General features: G+C 60.2%; 13 protein-coding genes, 1 tRNA gene, 4 pseudogenes and 1 riboswitch. Of the genes and pseudogenes, 13 read left to right on the top strand and 5 right to left on the bottom strand.

Annotated features, from left to right (window positions below; all coding sequences use genetic code 11):
* Positions 1 to 99: 99 nt before the first annotated feature.
* On the top strand, positions 100 to 447 hold the full coding sequence (locus tag CP49_RS42440) for an ATP-binding protein (RefSeq protein WP_420807594.1): 348 nt from the start codon (positions 100 to 102) through the stop codon (positions 445 to 447).
* Between the two features lie 118 nt (positions 448 to 565).
* Here the strand turns inward: CP49_RS42440 and CP49_RS47055 are convergent.
* Positions 566 to 1097, bottom strand: a pseudogene (locus CP49_RS47055) (Mu transposase domain-containing protein); the annotation flags it as partial.
* A gap of 410 nt (positions 1098 to 1507) precedes the next feature.
* Here CP49_RS47055 and CP49_RS08415 point away from each other — a divergent pair.
* The 3 genes from CP49_RS08415 to CP49_RS08425 all read left to right on the top strand — a co-directional run bounded on the left by CP49_RS08415 (position 1508) and on the right by CP49_RS08425 (position 8262).
* The gene (locus CP49_RS08415; RefSeq protein ID WP_156438176.1) at positions 1508 to 4015 is read left to right on the top strand and encodes a heparin lyase I family protein; all 2508 of its coding nucleotides are present in this window, start codon (positions 1508 to 1510) and stop codon (positions 4013 to 4015) included.
* Between the two features lie 121 nt (positions 4016 to 4136).
* Positions 4137 to 6842 (top strand): type I secretion system permease/ATPase, encoded by a 2706-nt coding sequence (locus tag CP49_RS08420; RefSeq protein ID WP_156438186.1) that lies wholly within the window; start codon positions 4137 to 4139, stop codon positions 6840 to 6842.
* Positions 6829 to 8262, top strand: coding sequence for an HlyD family type I secretion periplasmic adaptor subunit (locus CP49_RS08425; RefSeq protein ID WP_057849818.1), 1434 nt, complete (start codon positions 6829 to 6831; stop codon positions 8260 to 8262). Before CP49_RS08420 ends, CP49_RS08425 begins: the two co-directional genes overlap by 14 nt.
* A 119-nt stretch (positions 8263 to 8381) precedes the next feature.
* On the opposite strand, the gene CP49_RS48585 is transcribed toward CP49_RS08425, so the two are convergent.
* Positions 8382 to 8594 carry a hypothetical protein gene (locus CP49_RS48585; protein WP_156438178.1) on the bottom strand — a complete coding sequence of 71 codons (213 nt, stop codon included), beginning with the start codon at positions 8592 to 8594 and terminating at the stop codon, positions 8382 to 8384.
* A gap of 556 nt (positions 8595 to 9150) precedes the next feature.
* Here CP49_RS48585 and CP49_RS42450 point away from each other — a divergent pair.
* Both CP49_RS42450 and CP49_RS49170 read left to right on the top strand, forming a co-directional pair.
* Positions 9151 to 9816: a class I SAM-dependent methyltransferase gene (locus tag CP49_RS42450; protein WP_082645921.1), complete on the top strand. Its 666-nt coding sequence runs from the start codon at positions 9151 to 9153 to the stop codon at positions 9814 to 9816.
* Between the two features lie 408 nt (positions 9817 to 10224).
* Positions 10225 to 11010: a carbamoyltransferase N-terminal domain-containing protein gene (locus CP49_RS49170; protein WP_057849820.1), complete on the top strand. Its 786-nt coding sequence runs from the start codon at positions 10225 to 10227 to the stop codon at positions 11008 to 11010.
* Here the strand turns inward: CP49_RS49170 and CP49_RS42455 are convergent.
* Positions 10936 to 11350, bottom strand: a pseudogene (locus CP49_RS42455) (SDR family NAD(P)-dependent oxidoreductase); the annotation flags it as partial. The gene CP49_RS49170 and the pseudogene CP49_RS42455 sit on opposite strands and share 75 nt — an antisense overlap.
* A gap of 497 nt (positions 11351 to 11847) precedes the next feature.
* Between CP49_RS42455 and CP49_RS08445 the strand changes: the two are divergent.
* From CP49_RS08445 to CP49_RS08465, 5 genes and pseudogenes are all read left to right on the top strand, one after another.
* Positions 11848 to 12090 carry a hypothetical protein gene (locus CP49_RS08445; protein WP_057849821.1) on the top strand — a complete coding sequence of 81 codons (243 nt, stop codon included), beginning with the start codon at positions 11848 to 11850 and terminating at the stop codon, positions 12088 to 12090.
* Between the two features lie 15 nt (positions 12091 to 12105).
* Entirely contained in the window at positions 12106 to 13266 is a 1161-nt protein-coding gene (locus CP49_RS08450; protein ID WP_057849822.1) for a GNAT family N-acetyltransferase, read from the top strand.
* A 443-nt stretch (positions 13267 to 13709) separates the two neighbouring features.
* Positions 13710 to 14179, top strand: a pseudogene (locus CP49_RS47065) (thiamine pyrophosphate-dependent enzyme).
* A gap of 371 nt (positions 14180 to 14550) precedes the next feature.
* Positions 14551 to 14883 (top strand): hypothetical protein, encoded by a 333-nt coding sequence (locus CP49_RS45815; protein WP_057849824.1) that lies wholly within the window; start codon positions 14551 to 14553, stop codon positions 14881 to 14883.
* Positions 14884 to 14926: 43 nt separating this feature from the next.
* Positions 14927 to 15520 carry a LabA-like NYN domain-containing protein gene (locus CP49_RS08465; protein ID WP_057849825.1) on the top strand — a complete coding sequence of 198 codons (594 nt, stop codon included), beginning with the start codon at positions 14927 to 14929 and terminating at the stop codon, positions 15518 to 15520.
* Positions 15521 to 15874: 354 nt separating this feature from the next.
* On the opposite strand, the gene CP49_RS08470 is transcribed toward CP49_RS08465, so the two are convergent.
* A complete protein-coding gene (locus tag CP49_RS08470; protein WP_057849826.1) occupies positions 15875 to 17155 on the bottom strand; it encodes a serine hydroxymethyltransferase in 1281 nt (426 codons plus the stop codon).
* A 34-nt stretch (positions 17156 to 17189) separates the two neighbouring features.
* Positions 17190 to 17275, bottom strand: a riboswitch (ZMP/ZTP riboswitch).
* A gap of 320 nt (positions 17276 to 17595) precedes the next feature.
* Between CP49_RS08470 and CP49_RS08475 the strand changes: the two are divergent.
* A pseudogene (locus tag CP49_RS08475) lies at positions 17596 to 17809 on the top strand (transposase); the annotation flags it as partial.
* A gap of 468 nt (positions 17810 to 18277) precedes the next feature.
* On the opposite strand, the gene CP49_RS08480 reads toward CP49_RS08475, so the two are convergent.
* Positions 18278 to 18354, bottom strand: a tRNA-Pro gene (locus CP49_RS08480).
* Between the two features lie 69 nt (positions 18355 to 18423).
* Between CP49_RS08480 and CP49_RS08485 the strand changes: the two genes are divergently transcribed.
* The coding region (locus CP49_RS08485; RefSeq protein ID WP_197423048.1) for an L-threonylcarbamoyladenylate synthase at positions 18424 to 18794 on the top strand (371 nt) is incomplete at its 3' end.

Here is an 18794-nt window from a genome sequence, read left to right on the forward strand (position 1 = left end):
GCCCACTCGACTCCCTCGCCGATATCGTCGCCTCGCTCGCCAAGGGCCGAACGTGACGGCGCTCTGCGAGAGCGGATCCGCTATTACTGCCGCTTTGCGCTGCTCATCGTCGACGAAATCGGCTACCTCCCGGTCACTCCCGGCGACGACAACTTGTTCTTCCAGCTCGTCAACGCCCGCTATAAAAAAGGCTATAATCCTAACCTCGAAACGCGGCTTTTCCGATTGGGAGAGATCTTCGGCGATTCCGTCGTCGCTACCGCGCTCCTCGATCGCCTCCTGCACCGCGCCGTCGCCATCCAAATCGAGGGCTCGAGCTATCGCCTACGCGAACACGCCGATCTCGTCCCCGAGGCAATCCGCCACAAAACGCAGACCACCGCGAACCCCATTCCGGCGACGCTGAAACGCCGGGGCCGACCACCGAGAAACGGAGGCGCCGAATAGACGGCTGATCGCCATCCCGCCAGGCTGGGGAATTTGCGGCGCCACTTCTGAGGAGATTCCGCGCGCCGTTGACAACCGGTAAAGCGCATCTTGCGATGGCCCAGCGCAATCCGCCGCTGCCTGCGCCATCAAGCACTGGATGGATGGCAATCAGGGTGCCGTCTCCGAAGATCTGCACCTCGTTGGCCAGCGTGTGCACCTCAACAATCCGTTTCCGGGTGGCATCTGGAACGCTGTAGAGATTGCGCCGACGCTGACCATCCCTTCATGGGAGACCCTCCGTTCCAACTTGAGCGCGGCGCGGAACGAGGCGAGCGGCAACGCGCCCAGGTGGGTTTTTCCGCCGCGAAGGCTCCTTTGACCACGCATTGTGTCGTGGCGTGCACGCGCGGATTAGCGACCGTGTCGAGCCAATGCTGCAGCTGGACGTTCAGGTCGTCGAGATTGCGGAACGAGCGGGCGAGGAAGAAGTCCTCGCGGATATAGCGATATCAGCGCTCGGTTGTAGGCGATGCCGCCGCCGGCTTCGCCGATGACGACCGTCTTCATGCAATCGTAAAGGATCTCATGAGGGATGCCGCCGATCGCCTCGAATGCCGCGATATGGCGCGCAGAACCGTCCGCATGTCCTAGTGCAGGACAAACCGCGCTCAGATCAGCCGGCTGAAGCTGGCGCCCGGCAGATGCCGTCTTGATATGGGAGCCAAGACGGGAAGACGATCTCGCACTCACCGCGCTCGCGACTTCTCCACAACACCGCCCCCTTCACTTTTGTCCGATTGACAGCTGCCGAAATAGTGCATGTTTTCAGCGCCATACATGGCGCACGTGTTGTCGCCCCATACGTGTGTATTACGTGTGCATAAAATCACATTTTGAAATTTTTTTCGCCACACTTCCTAATTAACCAACCGGCTGTGCAGTCGGGGGGCAATCCCACTGCCCTTTGAAATCTGTTCGCGGCGCCAAGCGCGTTGCGGCCATGCGCTACGTCACTCGCCATTTGCGATGCGCGGCACATGAACTCTGTTCGCGGTGCTACGCGCTGCGAGCATGCAGTATGTCGCGCGTCACCGTATGCGCGGCAGTGGAATTCCCTCGTCAACATCAACGATACGAGAAACAACTTCTCGATGGAGATCTGAAATTGGCTACGACCGGCACAATCACGAATTTCACGACCACGCCTGAAACCCGCTTTCTTGTCGGTGGCGACGTCTACAACATTGAGACGGAGGGTAAGAGCTATAGTATAACCAACCCCGACCCGGAGATCCTGCGGTTCGAGGTCCGGCAGGGCGACAATTGGGCACCGTGGGATGACTCATACGTTGATCGCTCTGAAATTCAAAATATCTCGACGGGCGTCGCGACCAACTGGGGTGCAGTGATCCCGGCCGGTACTCCGATTGGCATTGACTATCATCTCATGGTGGAGGCCAATGGGCCCAATGGGTCATTTGTGAACACTCAAAACAGCTCGAACGGCTGGTTTATCGTCGGTCAAATGAGCAATGACAACATTGCGGGCGGCGTAGCTACCTCACCGCCGTTCGCGGTCCAGATGGACGGCGACCATCTGCAAATTGTCGCCCGCTATGTTCTGCCCGGTGGGAATCCCAGTAATTCGTCTTCCGATCTCCACATGATGACGCTGTGGACCGATCCGAATCCGATCCAGGCCGGTGTCTACAAAGACATCAACGTCAAAGCCAATGTTTCCAACAGCGGCGGCGGGTACCTGCAGGTCGAGATCGACGGCAAGCAGGTTGTGAACTACCAGGGTCCGTTGGGTTACGGACAAGGCACCTTTTGGAATTACGGCGTCTATCGCTCGACGGCGCCCGAGACAGCCGCCGTCAATTATCGCGACATGACGCTAGTCACCGGCTCGACGGCCGTCGGCTGGCAGGGCGTGGACGGCACGACGCCGACGCAGCCGACCACGCCCACCTCGCCGACCACGCCGGTAAACCTGGCGCCGACCGTAACGCAGGCGTCCGCTTCACCGGGGACGGGAGTCGTAGATAACGGTGATACCATCACAATGACGCTCGGCTTCAGCGAAGCCGTGAACGTCACCGGCACGCCTACGCTGTCCCTCAATGATGGCGCGACCGCCACCTATGTGGGCGGGTCCGGGACGAGTGCGCTCACCTTCAAAACGACCGTCGCACCGACTGACAGGGACACGCCCGCGCTGGCGATCACCGGGGTCAATCTCCCGAACGGCGCCAGCATCAAGGATACGTCCGGTCTTGCGGCGAACCTCTCGGGCGCGGTGAAGACGTTCGCGGGTCTGCAGATCGATGCGACGCCGACCTCCCCAACCACCCCGACGCAGCCGACCACGCCCACGTCACCAACCACCCCGGTAAACCTGGCACCGACGGTGACGCAGGCATCCGCTTCACCGGGGACGGGAATCGAGCGTAACGGCGATACCATCACAATGACGCTCGGCTTCAGCGAGGCCGTGACCGTCACCGGCACGCCTACGCTGGCGCTCAACGATGGCGGTACGGCCACCTATGTCGGTGGCTCGGGCACGAGCTCGCTCAGCTTCAAAACGACCGTCGCACCGACCGACAAGGACACGTCGGCGCTCGCGATCACTGGAGTCAATCTTCCGAGCGGAGCCAGCATCAAGGATGCTTCCGGCCTTGCGGCCAACCTCTCGGGTGCGGTGAAGACATTCACCGGTCTGCAGATCGATGCGACGCCAACGGTGCCAACCACGCCAACGGCCCCAATCACACCAACGACGCCAACGGCCCCAATCGCCCCTACGTCTTCTGTAACGAAGCCAGTCCTCGCGATCGCGGATAACACGCTATCGGTGACTGGCAGAGGCGGTTCGGTCGACCTGGGGGTCAAGACGGCAACGACCGATCCCAACGATCGCGTGACCGTGAACATCAGGGGCCTGCCGAGGTACGAGACGATCACCACGGCCGATGGTCAGACGTTCAGGGGAAATAACATCACCTTGACGGCTGCACAGGTTAATAGCGGACTCGAGTTGCACTCGTACTACCCTCGGGGGGGTCAAGCTGCCGCTACTCTCACGCTGACCGCAAGTGCGAAGGACCCGGTCAGCGGCGCTGTGACCTCAGCCGCGCCGCAGAGCATCACCGTAACGAATACGCGTTCTGCGGCGACGACGACTACAACGTCGACGCAGACTAACACCGTGACGAATCCTCCGTCTTCGACCTCGACGAGTGCGAGCTTGCCGGGCCAGGCCATTGTGCCACAGCAGAACGTGGACTCCGTCACCAGCACCGCCGGCGCAGGGTTCCTGGCCAACCAGGGCTTTGAGCGGCTGCGTGAGCACATGCAGTCGGCCACCAGCACTCTGGGGACCTCGCGGCCGCAGACGGTCGTGACGGATCCTCAGTCCGCGACAAGTACGAACACGGCGTCCCTGGCAAACCAGAGCTTCGCACTGCTGAATCAATATCTGGCTGGTAACACTGGCCGGGTTGATCCAGGGCAGATCGCGACGGCCGCGTCGCAACCGACCGGTTGGGCGCAGCAAGCGATCCTGGCCAGATCGCAACATTGATCTGCTGCCGCACCCGGGCGCATCAGCGCCTGGGTGCGGCATCATCAAAGTTTGGGAATGCAGAGAAGGAACATCAAACGCGGCCGGTAGCCGCGGAGGGTTGAGTTAAAACATTATGGCGATGCAGAATGGGAATGCCCACGCCGCAGACCATGGGCTTCGAGCCTTGGCTCTGTTCCTGCGCCTTCATGGCGTCCACGCCGAGCCCGACCAGCTCCGCGATCGCTGCGGAAGCAGCACAGTAGGTATCAGCGCCCTGCTTCGTTGCGCGCGCCAGTTTGGTGTCGAGGTCCGTTCGCGAACGACACGTTGGGCGCGGCTTGCGAGCCTCCAGCTGCCTGGAATTGCATCGCTGCATGATGGCGGGTTTCTGCTTCTCGGCAAGGTTGACGGCAACGGAGCGCTCGTGCTCCGTCCGACCGCGTCGCGTCCGGAGCTGATGACGCGCGCGGAATTCGAGGAGATCTGGGACGGCCGTTTGATCCTCACTGGATCGCAAAACGTCGCCAATCGGGTGCTTCGTGCCGTTGCCGACGCGACTGTCCGCGGACGTGAGCTGGTTGGACGTGCCGGCGAAGCCTTGATGCGCGCCCGCGATATCATGATGCGCGCCCGCGATACAATGATGGCTGCGCGCTTCGGCGAACGCAGCGATATGACGGTCCAGCCGGCCAGATCCGACTCCGAGATTGTGAGCGCCGAACCTGAGAGCGGCGACGAATCCGGACTCGTGGCCGTAGCAATTCTGTTGCGTTGCCATGGCATTGCGGCCGACCCGGGCCAGATCCGGCATCGCATGGGCGCGGCGCGGCTCGGTGTTACCGAGATCCTGCGCTGTGCCAAGGAATTCGGGCTCAAGGCGCGGGCACAGAAGACGAGCTGGAACAGGCTTGCGGTTACTCCGCTGCCGGGAATCGCCCTGCTGCGCGACGGTGGCTTCCTGATCCTGGGCAAGGTCGTCGACGACGCGCTTCTGGTTCAGCGCCCATTGTCTCCCCAGCCCGAAGCAATGACGCAGGCCGAGCTCGAGGCGATCTGGGACGGCGACATCATCCTGATGGCGCGACGCGCGTCCCTGACCGATCTCTCCCGCCGCTTCGATATCGGCTGGTTTGTCGGCGCGGTCCACAAGTATCGCCGTCTTCTCAGCGAAGTGCTGGTCGCATCGTTCTTCCTGCAGATCTTTGCCCTCATCTCACCTCTGTTTTTCCAGGTGGTAATCGATAAGGTGCTCGTGCATCGAAGCATGAGTACGCTCGACGTTCTGATCATAGGTCTTGTGGCGCTGACGGTGTTCGAGGCCGTTCTCGAAACGCTCCGGGTCTATCTGTTCGCGCACACCACGAACCGCATCGACGTCGAGCTCGGCGCACGGCTGTTTCGTCACCTGATGGCGTTGCCGATCGCATACTTCCAGGCTCGCCGGGTCGGCGATTCGGTCGCACGCGTCCGCGAGCTGGAGAATATCCGTCAGTTTCTGACGAGCTCTGCGCTGACGCTCGTCATCGATCTGTTGTTCACCGTCGTCTTCGTGGCAGTGATGTTCTACTACTCGACGACTTTGACGCTGATCGTTATGGCGTCATTCCCGTTCTACATAGGCATTTCTATGGGCGCTGCGCCGCTGTTTCGCCGGCGCCTCGATGAGAAATTCAACCGAGGATCCGAGAACCAGGCGTTCCTGGTCGAGAGCGTCACCGGCGTCGAGACGCTGAAGGCCATGGCGGTCGAACCGCAGATGCAGCGCCGGTGGGAGGAGCAACTCGCCGGCTATGTGGCCGCGAGCTTCCGCGTGCTCAGCCTGAACAACACGGCGAGCCAGGCGGTCCAGATGATCAACAAATTGGTCACCGCGGCAACGCTTTACTTCGGCGCCAGGCTGGTGATCGGTGGCGATCTCACCGTCGGCGAGCTCGTCGCGTTCAACATGCTGGCGGGGCGTGTGAGCATGCCGGTGCTGCGTCTCGCCCAGATGTGGCAGGATTTCCACCAGGCCCGTCTGTCGATCGATCGCCTCGGTGACATCCTCAACACCATGCCGGAGCCGAGCTTTAGTCCGGGCCGTGCCGCACTGCCGCCGATCCGCGGGCAGGTCACGTTCGAGCATGCGAGGTTCCGCTATCGCATCGACGGTCCCGAGGTGCTGCACAACGTCTCATTCAACGTCCAGCCCGGCCAGGTCATCGGCATCGTTGGCTCGTCCGGCTCGGGCAAGAGCACCATCACCAAGCTGATCCAGCGTCTCTACGTGCCGGAGAGCGGACGGGTGCTGATCGACGGCGTCGATCTCGCGATGGTCGATCTGAGCTGGCTGCGGCGCCAGATCGGCGTCGTCCTGCAGGAGAACGTGCTGTTCAACCGTTCCATCCGCGAGAACATCGCCTTGGCCGATCCGACCTTGCCGATGGAGCGCGTCATCGAGGCGGCCTCGCTCGCCGGCGCCCACGACTTCATACTGGAACTGCCCGAAGGGTACGACACCGTCGTCGGCGAACGCGGCAGCAGCCTGTCCGGCGGGCAACGCCAGCGTGTCGCGATCGCGCGCGCGCTGATTACCGATCCGCGCATCCTCATCCTCGACGAGGCCACCAGCGCGCTCGATTACGAAAGCGAGCGTGCCATCCAGCAGAACATGAAGCGAATTGCCGCCGGGCGAACCGTGTTCGTGATCGCGCATCGGCTCTCGACCGTGCGCAATGCGAACCGGATCATTACGCTCGAGCATGGCCGCATCGTCGAGGACGGCAGCCATGATGAGCTGATCCGCACGAACGGGCGTTATGCAAACCTCCACTATCTGCAGGCCGGTATCCATGACGTCCGCTAGCCGAAATATCGTCCCGTTTCCGAAAGCCCCGATCCCGGCCCGCCGTCGCGAGCAGGAAATCGCGTTCCTGCCGGCGGCGCTCGAGATCACTGAAACGCCGCCGTCGCCGATTGGACGCGCGATCGGCGCCAGCATCATCGCGGTCTTCTGCATCGCGCTACTGTGGGCGACATTCGGTAGCGTCGATATCGTCGCCTCCGCAACCGGAAAGATCGTGCCGGGCGGGCGCACCAAGCTGATCCAGCCGTTCGAGACGGGCGTCGTCCGCGCCATCCACGTCCGCGACGGGCAGACCGTGAAAGCCGGCGACGTTCTTATCGAACTCGATCCTACGATGACGGAAGCGGATAACGAACGTCAGAAGAGCGATCACATTGCGGCCGAACTCGACGTGGCCCGGCTGCGCGCCGCGCTCGCAGAGGATCCGCTTGCCGCCTTTCGGCCTCCGCAGAGCGCAAGCGCCGCGGAAGTCGAGATGCACCGCCAGTTCCTGATCAGCCAGCGCGCCGAGCAGAACGCCAAGCTCGCCGAAATCGAACGCCAGCAGGGCCAGAAGGAAGCGGAACGGGCAACCACTTCGGCGAGTGCCGCGAAGCTGCAGGCGACGATACCGGTGCTGCAGGAACGCGTGGACATCCGCAAAAATTTGGTCGACAAGGCATTGGCGTCGAAGGTCCTCTACCTCTCCGAATATCAGGAACTGGTTGGCCTTCAGCAGGATTTCCTCCTGCAGCAGAGCCGGCTACGCGAAGCCGACGCAGCTCTGGCGTTGCTGAAAGAAACCAGGGAGAGGACAGCCGCGGAATATCGGCGCCTGACCTATGACGCCCTGGCCAAAGCGGAACAGAAGGCTGCGAGCGCTGCGCAGGAGGCGATCAAGGCAGAACGGCGCACGAAACTTCAGCGTTTGACGGCGCCCGTCGATGGCGTCGTGCAACAGCTTGCCGTTCATACCGTGGGAGGCGTGGTGACGCCTGCGCAGGCGCTCGCCGTAGTGGTTCCGAGCGAGAGCCAACTGGAAATCGAGGCCATGCTTTCCAACCGCGACATCGGATTCGTGCAGCCGGGACAGAAAGCGGAGATCAAGGTCGATACGTTCAACTTCACGCGCTATGGGCTTCTACATGGCAACGTGCTCAGCGTTTCGTCTGATGCTATCACCCGCGACAGGCCACAGGGAGCTTCGAATGATCGGGCTATGGGCGCCGCGACGAGCAGCAGCGAGCCGAAAGGCCAGGAGCTGGAGTATGCCGCTCGTGTCTCGCTTGACCGCACGGCCATGCAAATAGATGAGAAGCTCGTCAAGCTTGGGCCCGGAATGGCCGTGACGGTCGAGATCAAGACAGGCTCGCGAACAATAATCAGCTATCTTCTCTCGCCGCTGGCAAGATACAAGCAGGAGTCTTTGCGGGAGCGGTAGCACGCCGTCTTCCTTCCGGCGAGTCCGCGCGCCGCCCCGGCGAGCGGCGCTCCGGGCGCCTTATCGACGCCCGTTAGCGATTTTCATCGAAGCGCCGGCGCGACGCAATAATCCCAGGCTCAGATCGGCAGGAGCACGATTTCCGAATACAGCCTGTCGAGGTCGCCGGCCGGACCGTGTTCGTCATCGCTCATCGGCTCTCGATCGTGCGCAACGCGAACCGGATCATTACGCTCGAGCATGGCCGCATCGTCGAGGACGGCAGCCATGACGAGCTGATCCGCTCGAACGGACGTTACGCAAACCTCTACTATTTGCAGGCCCGGATCCATGACGTCCGCTCGCCGCAACATCGTCCCGTTTCCGCGACTCCCGGCTCGCCGCCGCGAGCACGAAGTCGCGTTCCTGCCGGAATCGCCAGTTCCTGATCAGCCAGTGCGCCGAGCAGAACGCCAAGCTTTCCGAGATCGAGCGCCAGCAAGGCCAGAAGGAGGCGCTCGCCAATTCAGTAACATGCGGGTCGCGGGGTGAATTGACGATAAATGGGTACTGAGGAGTAACTACAATGGTCGGTTGAGCCGCGGCCGTGCCGGATTAAACTGTCGGCGAGCAATTTCGATGATCGAAATGACGAAGAGGTACTGAGCTGTCCGGCGTCAATGAGGACTGAGGATTGGGTTTTTGCGGATCGCCTGTCTGGACCGTTGTCCGGACGGTGCCGATCGTCGGGATCGGCAGCAAAGCGGGCAATTCGCTTTCCCTTCGACGGCATGAAACAATCGGTCCGTCTGCATCGGGAACGCGCGCAACTATGAAGCTCGCACCTTACCATGAAACGCGCGACGGTGCTGGACGCGCCTGCATGACGGATGGTCAGTTGACGGTCCAATGAAAGAATTACGCAAATTGATCAGCAAGTTCACTCCCGAGCGCATCTTGCGCAAGTCGTCCCTGCTCATCATGGAAAATTTTCAGGGGGTTGATATCTCCAGGATCGTGTATCCGGAAGAAGTCGGGTTAGACTCCAGATATGTAGGGGAGTCTACTCCATCGTGGAACAAATATGTTGTTCGACTCCTGAAAGATCTCCACATCAACAATCAAGACGCTATTCTGGATATTGGCTGCGGAAAAGGCAGCGCCATGTTGGCCATGCTCAAATTCCCTTTTGCCAGGGTGGATGGCATCGAACTTTCCGAGGAGATCAGTGAGATTGCCATTCGGAACCTTACAAGACTCAAAAAGCAACGCTGGCAGATATTCAACGGCGACGCGATCACCTTCAAGGATTACAACGCCTATAGCATGCTCTATTTCTACAATCCGTTTCCGGGTGAAATCATGAGGCAGGTAGTTGCCAATATCCATTCATCCATCTCAGGCAGGGAACAAGAGATGTTGATCATCTACAACCTTCCGGTCTGCCATGAGCTTATCGTCAAGGATGGCGTGTTCTGCAAACAAAGGGAATATCCGAACGGATATGGAGACAAAATCTTCGTTTATTCGAACAAAAATCTGCAGCATTCCAGGTTGCATCGTTCCCTTTCTTAGTATTTTTCACTTAGTAGCGGAAAATTAGAGCCCCGCTGATAGCGCAACTCAATAGACGGCCGAACTCGAAAAGAACAAGCAGCAACATATTCAAGCGCGAGATTCACGCAGCAAGGTTGTCGCCATCGTCGACCACACGGACTGTTCCGCCGTCAGGCGGTCCCCTTCTGCGACCTGCTCATTCGAGCTACCGATTCCGGGTAGACCACCCCACACTACTTTCCATGGACAGTCGTCTTCCGGAAATGTGCAATTGCGGTAGCTGTACCAACGGAGTCACGCTGGCCTCGCTTCGTTTCTGCCTTCAGTACTGCGTATTGAAGCATTTTCGGCCGGGATCGGACAAGCGAGCTGGGGACTCCATTGCCGCCGCCACGCGCCTCAGCTGTCTAAGGGAGATTGTTGAACATGGCGAAAATAGTCGGCATCAGTGGATTCGAGAACTCGATACGCTTCAAGAAGAAGCATTGGCCGGGCCTGGAAGAACGCGAATACCGAATTTCCCAGGGTCACGATTCGGCTGCGGTGCTGGTGGTCGACGGCAAGATTGTCGCTGGAGCCGCCGAAGAGCGCTTCAGCCGCAAAAAGCATACCGGTGACTTCCCGATTGGCGCTATCCGCTACTGCCTGGAGACCGCCGGCCTGAAACCCGCCGACATCGACGAGATTTCCCACGGCTTTGACTATTCTCCCTACAAAGCCGCCTTCAGGCTGGACCCGACTTCCGCCGAGCAATACAAGGAAGTTTTCTCGCGCGAGAAACTGCTTTCGCAAGTGAACCAGCACCTGCCAGGATTCCCCGCCGACAAGGTTCACCACGTCAACCATCATTTGTCCCACGCCGCCAGCGCCTACCACACCTCCGGAAGGGATGAATGCCTGGTCGTGATCCTCGACGGCATAGGCGAAGTTCACGCCGTCACGGTTTATCACGCGCACGACAACAAGATCGACAAGCTCGCCGAAATCAACGCTCAGGATTCCATCGGCATCCTCTATTCTACTCTCACGCTGCACCTAGGCTTCGATTTCAACTCCGACGAGCACAAGATCACGGGACTCGTCCCCTACGGGAATCCCGCTCTTTATCATCATTTCTTTTGCCGTGGAGCTGCTCGATGCGACGTCGTCGGCCTCGGGCAAGCGGCGCAGCGCGCTGCGGCCGGCGATACGCCGGGGTCCGTGGTCCCCTAAGGATCCGGTTAGTTCGGTCTCGACGAAACCAGGCGCGATCGCAACAGTGATGCCGAGCTTGCCGATTTCGCGGGCCAATGAGCGGCTGAAGACCGACAGGCCGTTGTAGCCGGTCGAAGCGATAATGGAGGAGATGTTGACGATGCCCCCGGCGCCGTCGGACATCCAACGGCGCACCACGTAGTTGGTCAGAATGATTGGCGACGGCACTTTCAGACGGATCAGCGTCTCGATGTCAGAACTGTGCATGGTGGCCAGCAACCCTTCAGTGCCGGTCCCGGCGTTGTTGACGAGACCCGTAGATCGCTCCGAAGGCCCCGCGCAGTTCCTTCACGAAGGCATCCCGCTGCGGGTCCGAGCTGGTTGAGGATCATCCGCTCCAGCGACTTCACCGATTGAAAATTCTCAGGCGTAATCTTGGGTTGAGAAAAGCGTAAGATCGAACTCGGCTTCGGCGCGACTATATCCATCGAGTCCGGTCCAATATCTATCAGCCGCGACTCCGGATGGACGTCCGCGTTGATCGAGTTCTGCTCAAGGACGCTCCTGACGACGAAAAAAACACGGTCCTGAATGCTGGCGCTAACGTATTGCATTTCAACCCCACCCATCGCGTGACGTCGCACGATCGTCATCGATGCGAAGATACCTGACTGCAACTTAGGTCAACGGTTCTACTTCGGAGGTACCTCGCCCGGAAGCGCATTGGTCATTGACATCCACCTTTGCGCCGCCGACTCCGTAGGCGCCGTCGGTTAGCTTCTCGCCCTCGAATTTGCGCGGCATTCATCTCGACGCGATGCGGATCGTCCGACCATTAATGGGAGGCTTTGGGCTATGAACGTGCAGGAAGCCCAGTTCCGCAACTTCGCCCCGGAAAGCAGCCGAGTACAATTCCGTTCCGACCGCGCCTCATTCCGGCAGCGCGCGGCCGCCGTCGCAGAGGCTGCTGCGACGGAGGTCGAAGCCGTGGACCGCGCGGCGCGCTTTCCGCGAAAGGCCATCGATGCGGCGCGCAAGCAGAGGCTTCTGGGCACCCTGATCACGATCGCCCGTCGGAGACAAGCACAATCAATTTGACGGTGAGTGAGAAGCATGGCCAAGTTGGCTGTTCTAGAGCCTGAGAAGCAGGCCGCGTCGTTCCGCGTAGAGTTTGTCCGCGACTGGACCGAAGCCTCGGCGCGCTGGGGCAACGGGGGCGACGCCACGGTCTTTCAACACAGGCACTGGCTCGATGCGTGGTACCGCGCCTTCGATACCGTCAATCCCGTGATTGCCATCATCAGCGACACGAGTACGCAGCGCGATGTCGCGCTCGTTCCGCTGGTGTGCCGCAATCAACACGGCGTTCGTTCGGTCGAGTTCGCCGATCTGGGCCTGAGCGACTACAACGCGCCGATACTGGCGTCCAATGCGCCGTATGTTGCCGCAAGCCTGCGCACGATCGGTTCCGCGCTGTTGGCGGCATTGCGCCAATTGCCTGATCGTCCCGATCTGATCCGGCTGAAAAAGATGCCGCTTGAAATCCGTGGGCGTCCCAATCCGTTGGCGGAGATCGAGGGGGCCGGATCCTGCTCGATGAACGGAAATCTCGTCGAACTCGGTGACGATTTCGAGGTCTATCGCGCCTCGATCCGCAAAATACAGATGCCGCGGTGCTGGCGCGTCTTTACCCGCCATCCCGGAGCCCGATTTGAAATCGTCACCACCGTCGACGAAGCGCTGCGGATTCTCGATGTGATGGATCGCCAACAGCACAAGCGCATGAAGCAGTTGGGAGAGAAATTCATTCTCGACGAACCCCGTCGCGCGAAGTTCTATCGCGACGTCGTCAGTCGCGGTCTCGCGGAAGGCTACGCCGTCGTTTCGGCGTTGATCTGCGACGACGGCGTCGTGGCCACCACCCTGGGACTCAGGCACGGCCCGCACTATTCTCTGCTGCGGAACACCAACGCCGGGGAGCAGTGGTCCAATTTCTCACCGAGCCGGCTTTGCATCGAGCGGACGATGGCCGCCTTGCACGGGCAAGGTGTGCGGCACTTTGATTTCAGCATCGGCAATTACGATTACAAGCGGCGTTTTGGCGCGGAACCTCTTCGATTGACGGATGTCGGTATCGCCCTTTCCTGGCGCGGCATGCCCTATGTGCTGCGCGACCACGCCGTGGAGCGACTGCGTCGCTATCCGCGGCTCGCCGGAAAGGTTCGGCGCGCGGCCGGCAGTTTTGCAGCGGTCAAAAAACTCTGGGCACGGTGACGGTTTCGCGGCCCTTACGCCGCAGCAGCCGGCAAGACCTACTGGCCTGAAAACGGTGCACGATATCGGTACACAGGGTTCGATCGGACCTCCGCCACGTTGCCGAGCAAGTCTTCCCTGGGATTTCGATTTCCGCGACAATCTCCGACGTCTCAGCCTCTGGTACACGTCTACGCCGACCCGAATACAATCGAGACTCACTTCCATACGGATCTCGCGATCGTCTCGTCAGTGTATCCCTTCGTAAGATCCTGGCTCGAGTTACCGGTCGTCGGACGTGAGCGCGGTGAGTGGATCTAAGCCGTGGCGAAAGCTAGGGAAGCGGTGCACGCGTGGCCCGAGCGGCGCGTTACCAGCGCTGATGCCATGCGGTTGCGGCCGTCGCCAAGCTGTTCAGGGCGGATGGTATCGTGACGGCCGACTCCGACGACTTCGCCGCCTGGATGCACTGGATTTTCCGCTTCAAGCCGTCAGCTCGACTGCTCGGCTCCGCCTGCGGCGCGATGGGCAGCGGTGTTCCTTCTGCTTTGAGCGCAGGCCTTCGTCATCCGGATCGTCAGGTGATCGCGTTCTGCGGCGACGGCGGTTTCCTGATGACCGGAAACGAGTTGGCGACTGCCGTGGCCCGCCAGCTCAATATCAAGATCGTGATCTCCAACAACCAATCATACGGCACCATCCGTTCGCATCGGGAGAGAGCATTTCCGAAACGTCCTTGGGGTACGGACCTATCCAACCCCGACTGGTAGCCCTTGCCCGCGCATTCGGCGCGCAGGGCTACACGATCACGAACGCAGCGCAGGCTGCCGAGGTCTTCGCCGAAGTGATGTCGGCGAACGGTCCCGTTGTGATCGAAGTCCGATCTGATCTACGCCAAACAATCGATCGATCCCTCGTTGCCGCGTCTGGCTGACGCCGCAGAGTGGCTGATAGTCTGCACTCTCAAGAGCGGAGCAACGAAGGCGGCAGCGCGACTGGTCAACGGCTTTAGGCCGCTCTTCCTCAACTAATCTCAACAACGCTCTACCCTCAGCACCAGACAGAGATAAGGATTTCTCGCACTGTCGCTTCATCTCAAGTTGGATCGGCGTGAGGTGCCTCTTTGGAGGTAACCCGCATTGAGCGGCCCGTTGGACACGGCGCTCAGCTAATTACTGGCTAAGTAGCTTCTTCTTTCCTTTTGCGATAATTTGATTGTGGCTCCCGGAAGAATAACAGCCGCTGCTAGCGTCACCGAAACTGTTTTGAAGACGTGCATCCTTATTCAATCCATGGAGATCGTCGATGCCGCTTGCGCTAATTGAAACCGGCCATTGCAATGTGGATCTCAAGCCGTCGCCGATCGAGCCATCCTGGATCCTCGAGGGAAATCCGAAAGGCCTGCTCGCACGTGCTGTCGACCAGCACATGCGGCACTACCACGACCCCGACCGCCAGACTCTTTCGTTCGGACTGGGCTACGCCGTTCGCGCCATCAACAAGCTCAAGCGGATGTTCTTTGTCCCCGGCGGGCATCCCTCCGCGCCACAACGGGACCCTACCCCACTCCATGATCTTATGGGCAAGCCTACTCGCGACCACTTTTCGGAACCGCGCAAAACACACAACGTGAACTGATGTCTCTAATGTCTTCCTGTTCGATTTGGGAGCCATTGTCTGAATGCCATCTTGCTCTACCAAGATCGTGCTACTTATCGATGGCCCCAATCTTTATGCGGCCAGCAAGACGCTGGGTTTTGATGTGGATTACAAGCGATTGCTCAAGGAGTTCCAAAGTCGCGGCACGGTACTTCGCGCGTTCTACTACAACGCGATCATCGAGGATCAGGAATATTCATCGATCCGGCCGTTGATCGATTGGCTCGACTATAACGGTTATACCGTAGTCACCAAAACGACGAGGGAGTTCACCGACACCAGCAGCCATCGCAAGCTGAAGGGCAGCATGGACATCAAACTCGCTGTTGATGCCATGGAGCTTGCCGAGCATATCGATCAGATGATTCTGTTCTCAGGTGACGGCGACTTCCGCCCATTGGTGGAGGCGATCCAACGTCGAGGCGTTCGCGTTACCGTCGTCTCAACCATTGCCACCCATCCTCCGATGATTGCCGATGAACTTCGGCGTCAGGCCGACGCTTTCATCGACCTCGTGGATTTGAAGCCCAAGCTTGGCCGTGACCCGTCCGAGCGGCCAGCCCCGCGCGAGGCACGCCATCCCACGTTATCCTTGCAACGCGACCACCACGGCTGACAACATTCTTCAATAATCAAGTCTGAATCCAAACGGCGGCGACCCGCGGGTGACGGACGACTGATGGCGAGTATGATACGGCAGGATGCACGTTTGACAGCCTAGGCCGCGTACACATAAAAGTCCATTCGTGTCCCCTTTGCCCCTGAAGCGACGCGGTCGTTGCAAGCAGCGAGTTGTCGCGATGGGCCAAGTTCCGACATAACCGTTCGCGCGAACGCGCTCCCGCCGGCCGGTAGTGGTCTTCTGTCGTGCAACTAAGTTCAGGGGTAAGCATGATCGACGTTGGGCGCCGGCGCCCAACTCTATTCTGCATATCTGCGCGCCAAGTTGCGCTTGCTGGCGTGCAGCCGATCAGTTCGGTTCGGACCTAGACACCACGCCTGGAACAGGAAAAGCTCGGCACATTTCAACGCACTCTGACCTGAGGCGCGCGACAACCACATCGTCTCCGTTCGCCTGCAGAGCCGCCGCAATGAACTCGCCGATACGAAGCATTTCGGATTCTCCCATGCCTCGCGTGGTCGCCGCCGGTGTCCCAAGGCGAATACCGCTCGGCCTGAGCGGCGGACGCGGATCGTCTGGAATAACTTGCTTGTTCGTGGTGATGGCTATGGCATCGAGCACGTCCTCGGCTGCTCGCCCGTCCAGTCCGACAGACGCTACCGTATCGACGATCATCATGTGATTGTCCGTCCCGTCCGTGACCAGCTTCATCCCGCGCTCCATCAGCGCGCCGGCAAGAACCTTCGCGTTGCGCAAAACCTGCTGGGCGTAAACCTGGAAATCCGAGGTCGCCGCCTTCTTGAGCGTCACGGCAATCCCGGCCACGACGTTCATGTGAGGTCCGCCCTGTAAACCGGGAAAGACGGAAGCATCGATCCGACCGGCATTTTCTTTCCGGCATAGGATGATTCCGCCACGGGGGCCGCGCAGCGTCTTGTGGGATGTCGTCGTCATAACGTCGAAGCCGGCATCAAGCGGATTGCGCATAACATTCGCGGCAACCAATCCGCCATAGTGGCTCACATCAGCCATCGTGAGCGCACCAACTTCGTCGGCGATGCTCTTGAATGCCACATAGTCCAGGTCGCGCGGATAGGAGCTGTAGCCGCACAACACCATCTTCGGACGCGCTTCACGGGCAATCGCGCGCAATTCGTTGAAATCTATCGCGCCGCCGTTTGACGGGCCCGTCTTGTAGCGAATGAAGTTGAACAAACGCCCCATGTGGGACACCGGCGCGCCGTGGGTGAGATGACCGCCATGGGACAGGTCCATGGCGAGAATGGTGTCGCCGGGCTTCAATAGGCCGAGATAGACGGCCTGATTCATCGGTGATCCGGAAAGAGGCTGAACGTTGGCGTGCTCGGCACGAAAAACCGAGCAGGCCCGCTGGCGTGCGAGGTTCTCGATTTTGTCCGTATACTGCTGGCCGCCGTAGTACCTGCGTCCCGGATATCCCTCGGAATATCTATTGGTGAAGACCGAACCGAGCAGTTCAAGCACCTCCGGGTACGTGTAATTCTCAGACGGAATCAGTTCGACGCCGTCCTGTTGACGGCTCTCTTCCCCTACAAGGGCGGCGGCGATCTCTTGATCGTTGATGGACAGTTCATTGCGAAACGACGGCATGCTCGGGCTCCTCAACACGCTGTTTTTCCAGCAGATTGGTCACCCAGGCGATCGGCGTTGGAACCCTTCGCGCTTCACCGTGGTCGATTCCACGTTAGCTCGCCAGTCGCGCGATAGGACGAATGAGCACGGAGGCTGTTCGTAAAGGAAAACTTAGTCGACCTGCTGACCTTCCGCAACTACCAGTTCGTGCGGCGCGTTGCGGAAAGGCCTGAGAAAGAGCGCCCCGAATGGATGTCTAAACTTTCTACGCAGCCCAAGCGAATGGCGCCGGCGGAAGCGAATTCTCAAAAAACTTCCGCGATGGGTCATTTTGATCGACTCAGCGAGGGGGCTACCGGCTGTCGTTCGCCCCAGCCCGACAGCGCCGAAGCCGGTCCGAAGCATTGAGCATGGCCGGAGGCCTGTGATTCAAATTCCCAAACTGGCGGTCTCGAATCATGCGCTATGAACTCGCCGATCATGAATGGGGGTACCATCAAGCCGATGCTGCCTAACAAGCCGCGTGGCGTTCCTCGGGTGAATGACCGTCGTGTCCTTAACGGTATTTTCTGGGGTCCTGTGATCCGGGCCCCCTGGCGCGATCTGCCGGAAGCGTTTGGCCCGTACACTACTTCCTACAACCGCTTCGTTCGCTGGCGGCGGGCTGGTGTCGGGCGGGTACCGAGCCTGGCGAAGCACTTGGCGAAGGCGGATCGCGTACGGCAAAACCGTGTGGTTCTGACACCCGTGGCTGGTGCCAAGTTGCGCGGAGGCGAAGTCAACCCAACCGGGATTGATCAGCCGCTAATCCGCCAGCGACGGAGGCAAGAGGAATTCGTCTCCGGGGAGAGCACGGCATAAGCCGCAAAACCATTGCGCAGGGAATGCCGGAGTGTTCCGACTGTACCTGTATGCTCGTGTGCGTTCTCTTTGCGCTATTTGCACACGAGACCGCGGGTGCAGCGTGCACCCGGCATTCCCTGCACCCCCCGATTTCGAGGGTGGCACCTGACAAGGCTCGGACGCTCATCGCGCCGCGGGAACGCAGACCTGTATCCGGCTTCCGGAGGGGAATCGGCGGTTGACTCGGGAACCGCCAGCAATCAGAAAAAGTCCTGAAAAATGAATGGCAAACATAAATGGTCGGAGTGGCAGGATTCGAACCTGCGACCCCTGCGTCCCGAACGCAGTGCTCTACCGGGCTGAGCCACACTCCGACTTGGAACGCGGCTTATAGCCTTGGGTTTCGGCAATCGCAAGCAGCCGGATTAAGGAAATTAATCACAGTGAATGTTGGCCTGAAAACCCAGATTTTGCCCGCCGGCGAGGTTGCCGTGGCGGGCGCAGCGCGTGCGCTGGCTGAAGGCGGGCTGGTCGCGTTCCCGACCGAGACCGTCTATGGCCTCGGCGCCGATGCCACCAACCCGGGTGCGATCGCCCGTCTCTACCAGGCCAAGGGCCGGCCGGCCTTCAATCCGCTGATCGCCCATGTCGGCGATATCGCCGCCGCCCGGGCGATCGCGCGCTTTGACGCGCCGGCGATGGCGCTCGCCGATGCGTTTTGGCCCGGCCCGCTGACGCTGGTGCTGCCGAAAACGCCGGATTGCGCGGTGGCCGACCTCGCCACCGCCGGGCTGGAAACGGTCGCGATCCGGAT

It is taken from the genome of Bradyrhizobium valentinum (assembly GCF_001440405.1).
In the GTDB taxonomy this organism is placed as follows: Bacteria; Pseudomonadota; Alphaproteobacteria; order Rhizobiales; family Xanthobacteraceae; genus Bradyrhizobium; species Bradyrhizobium valentinum.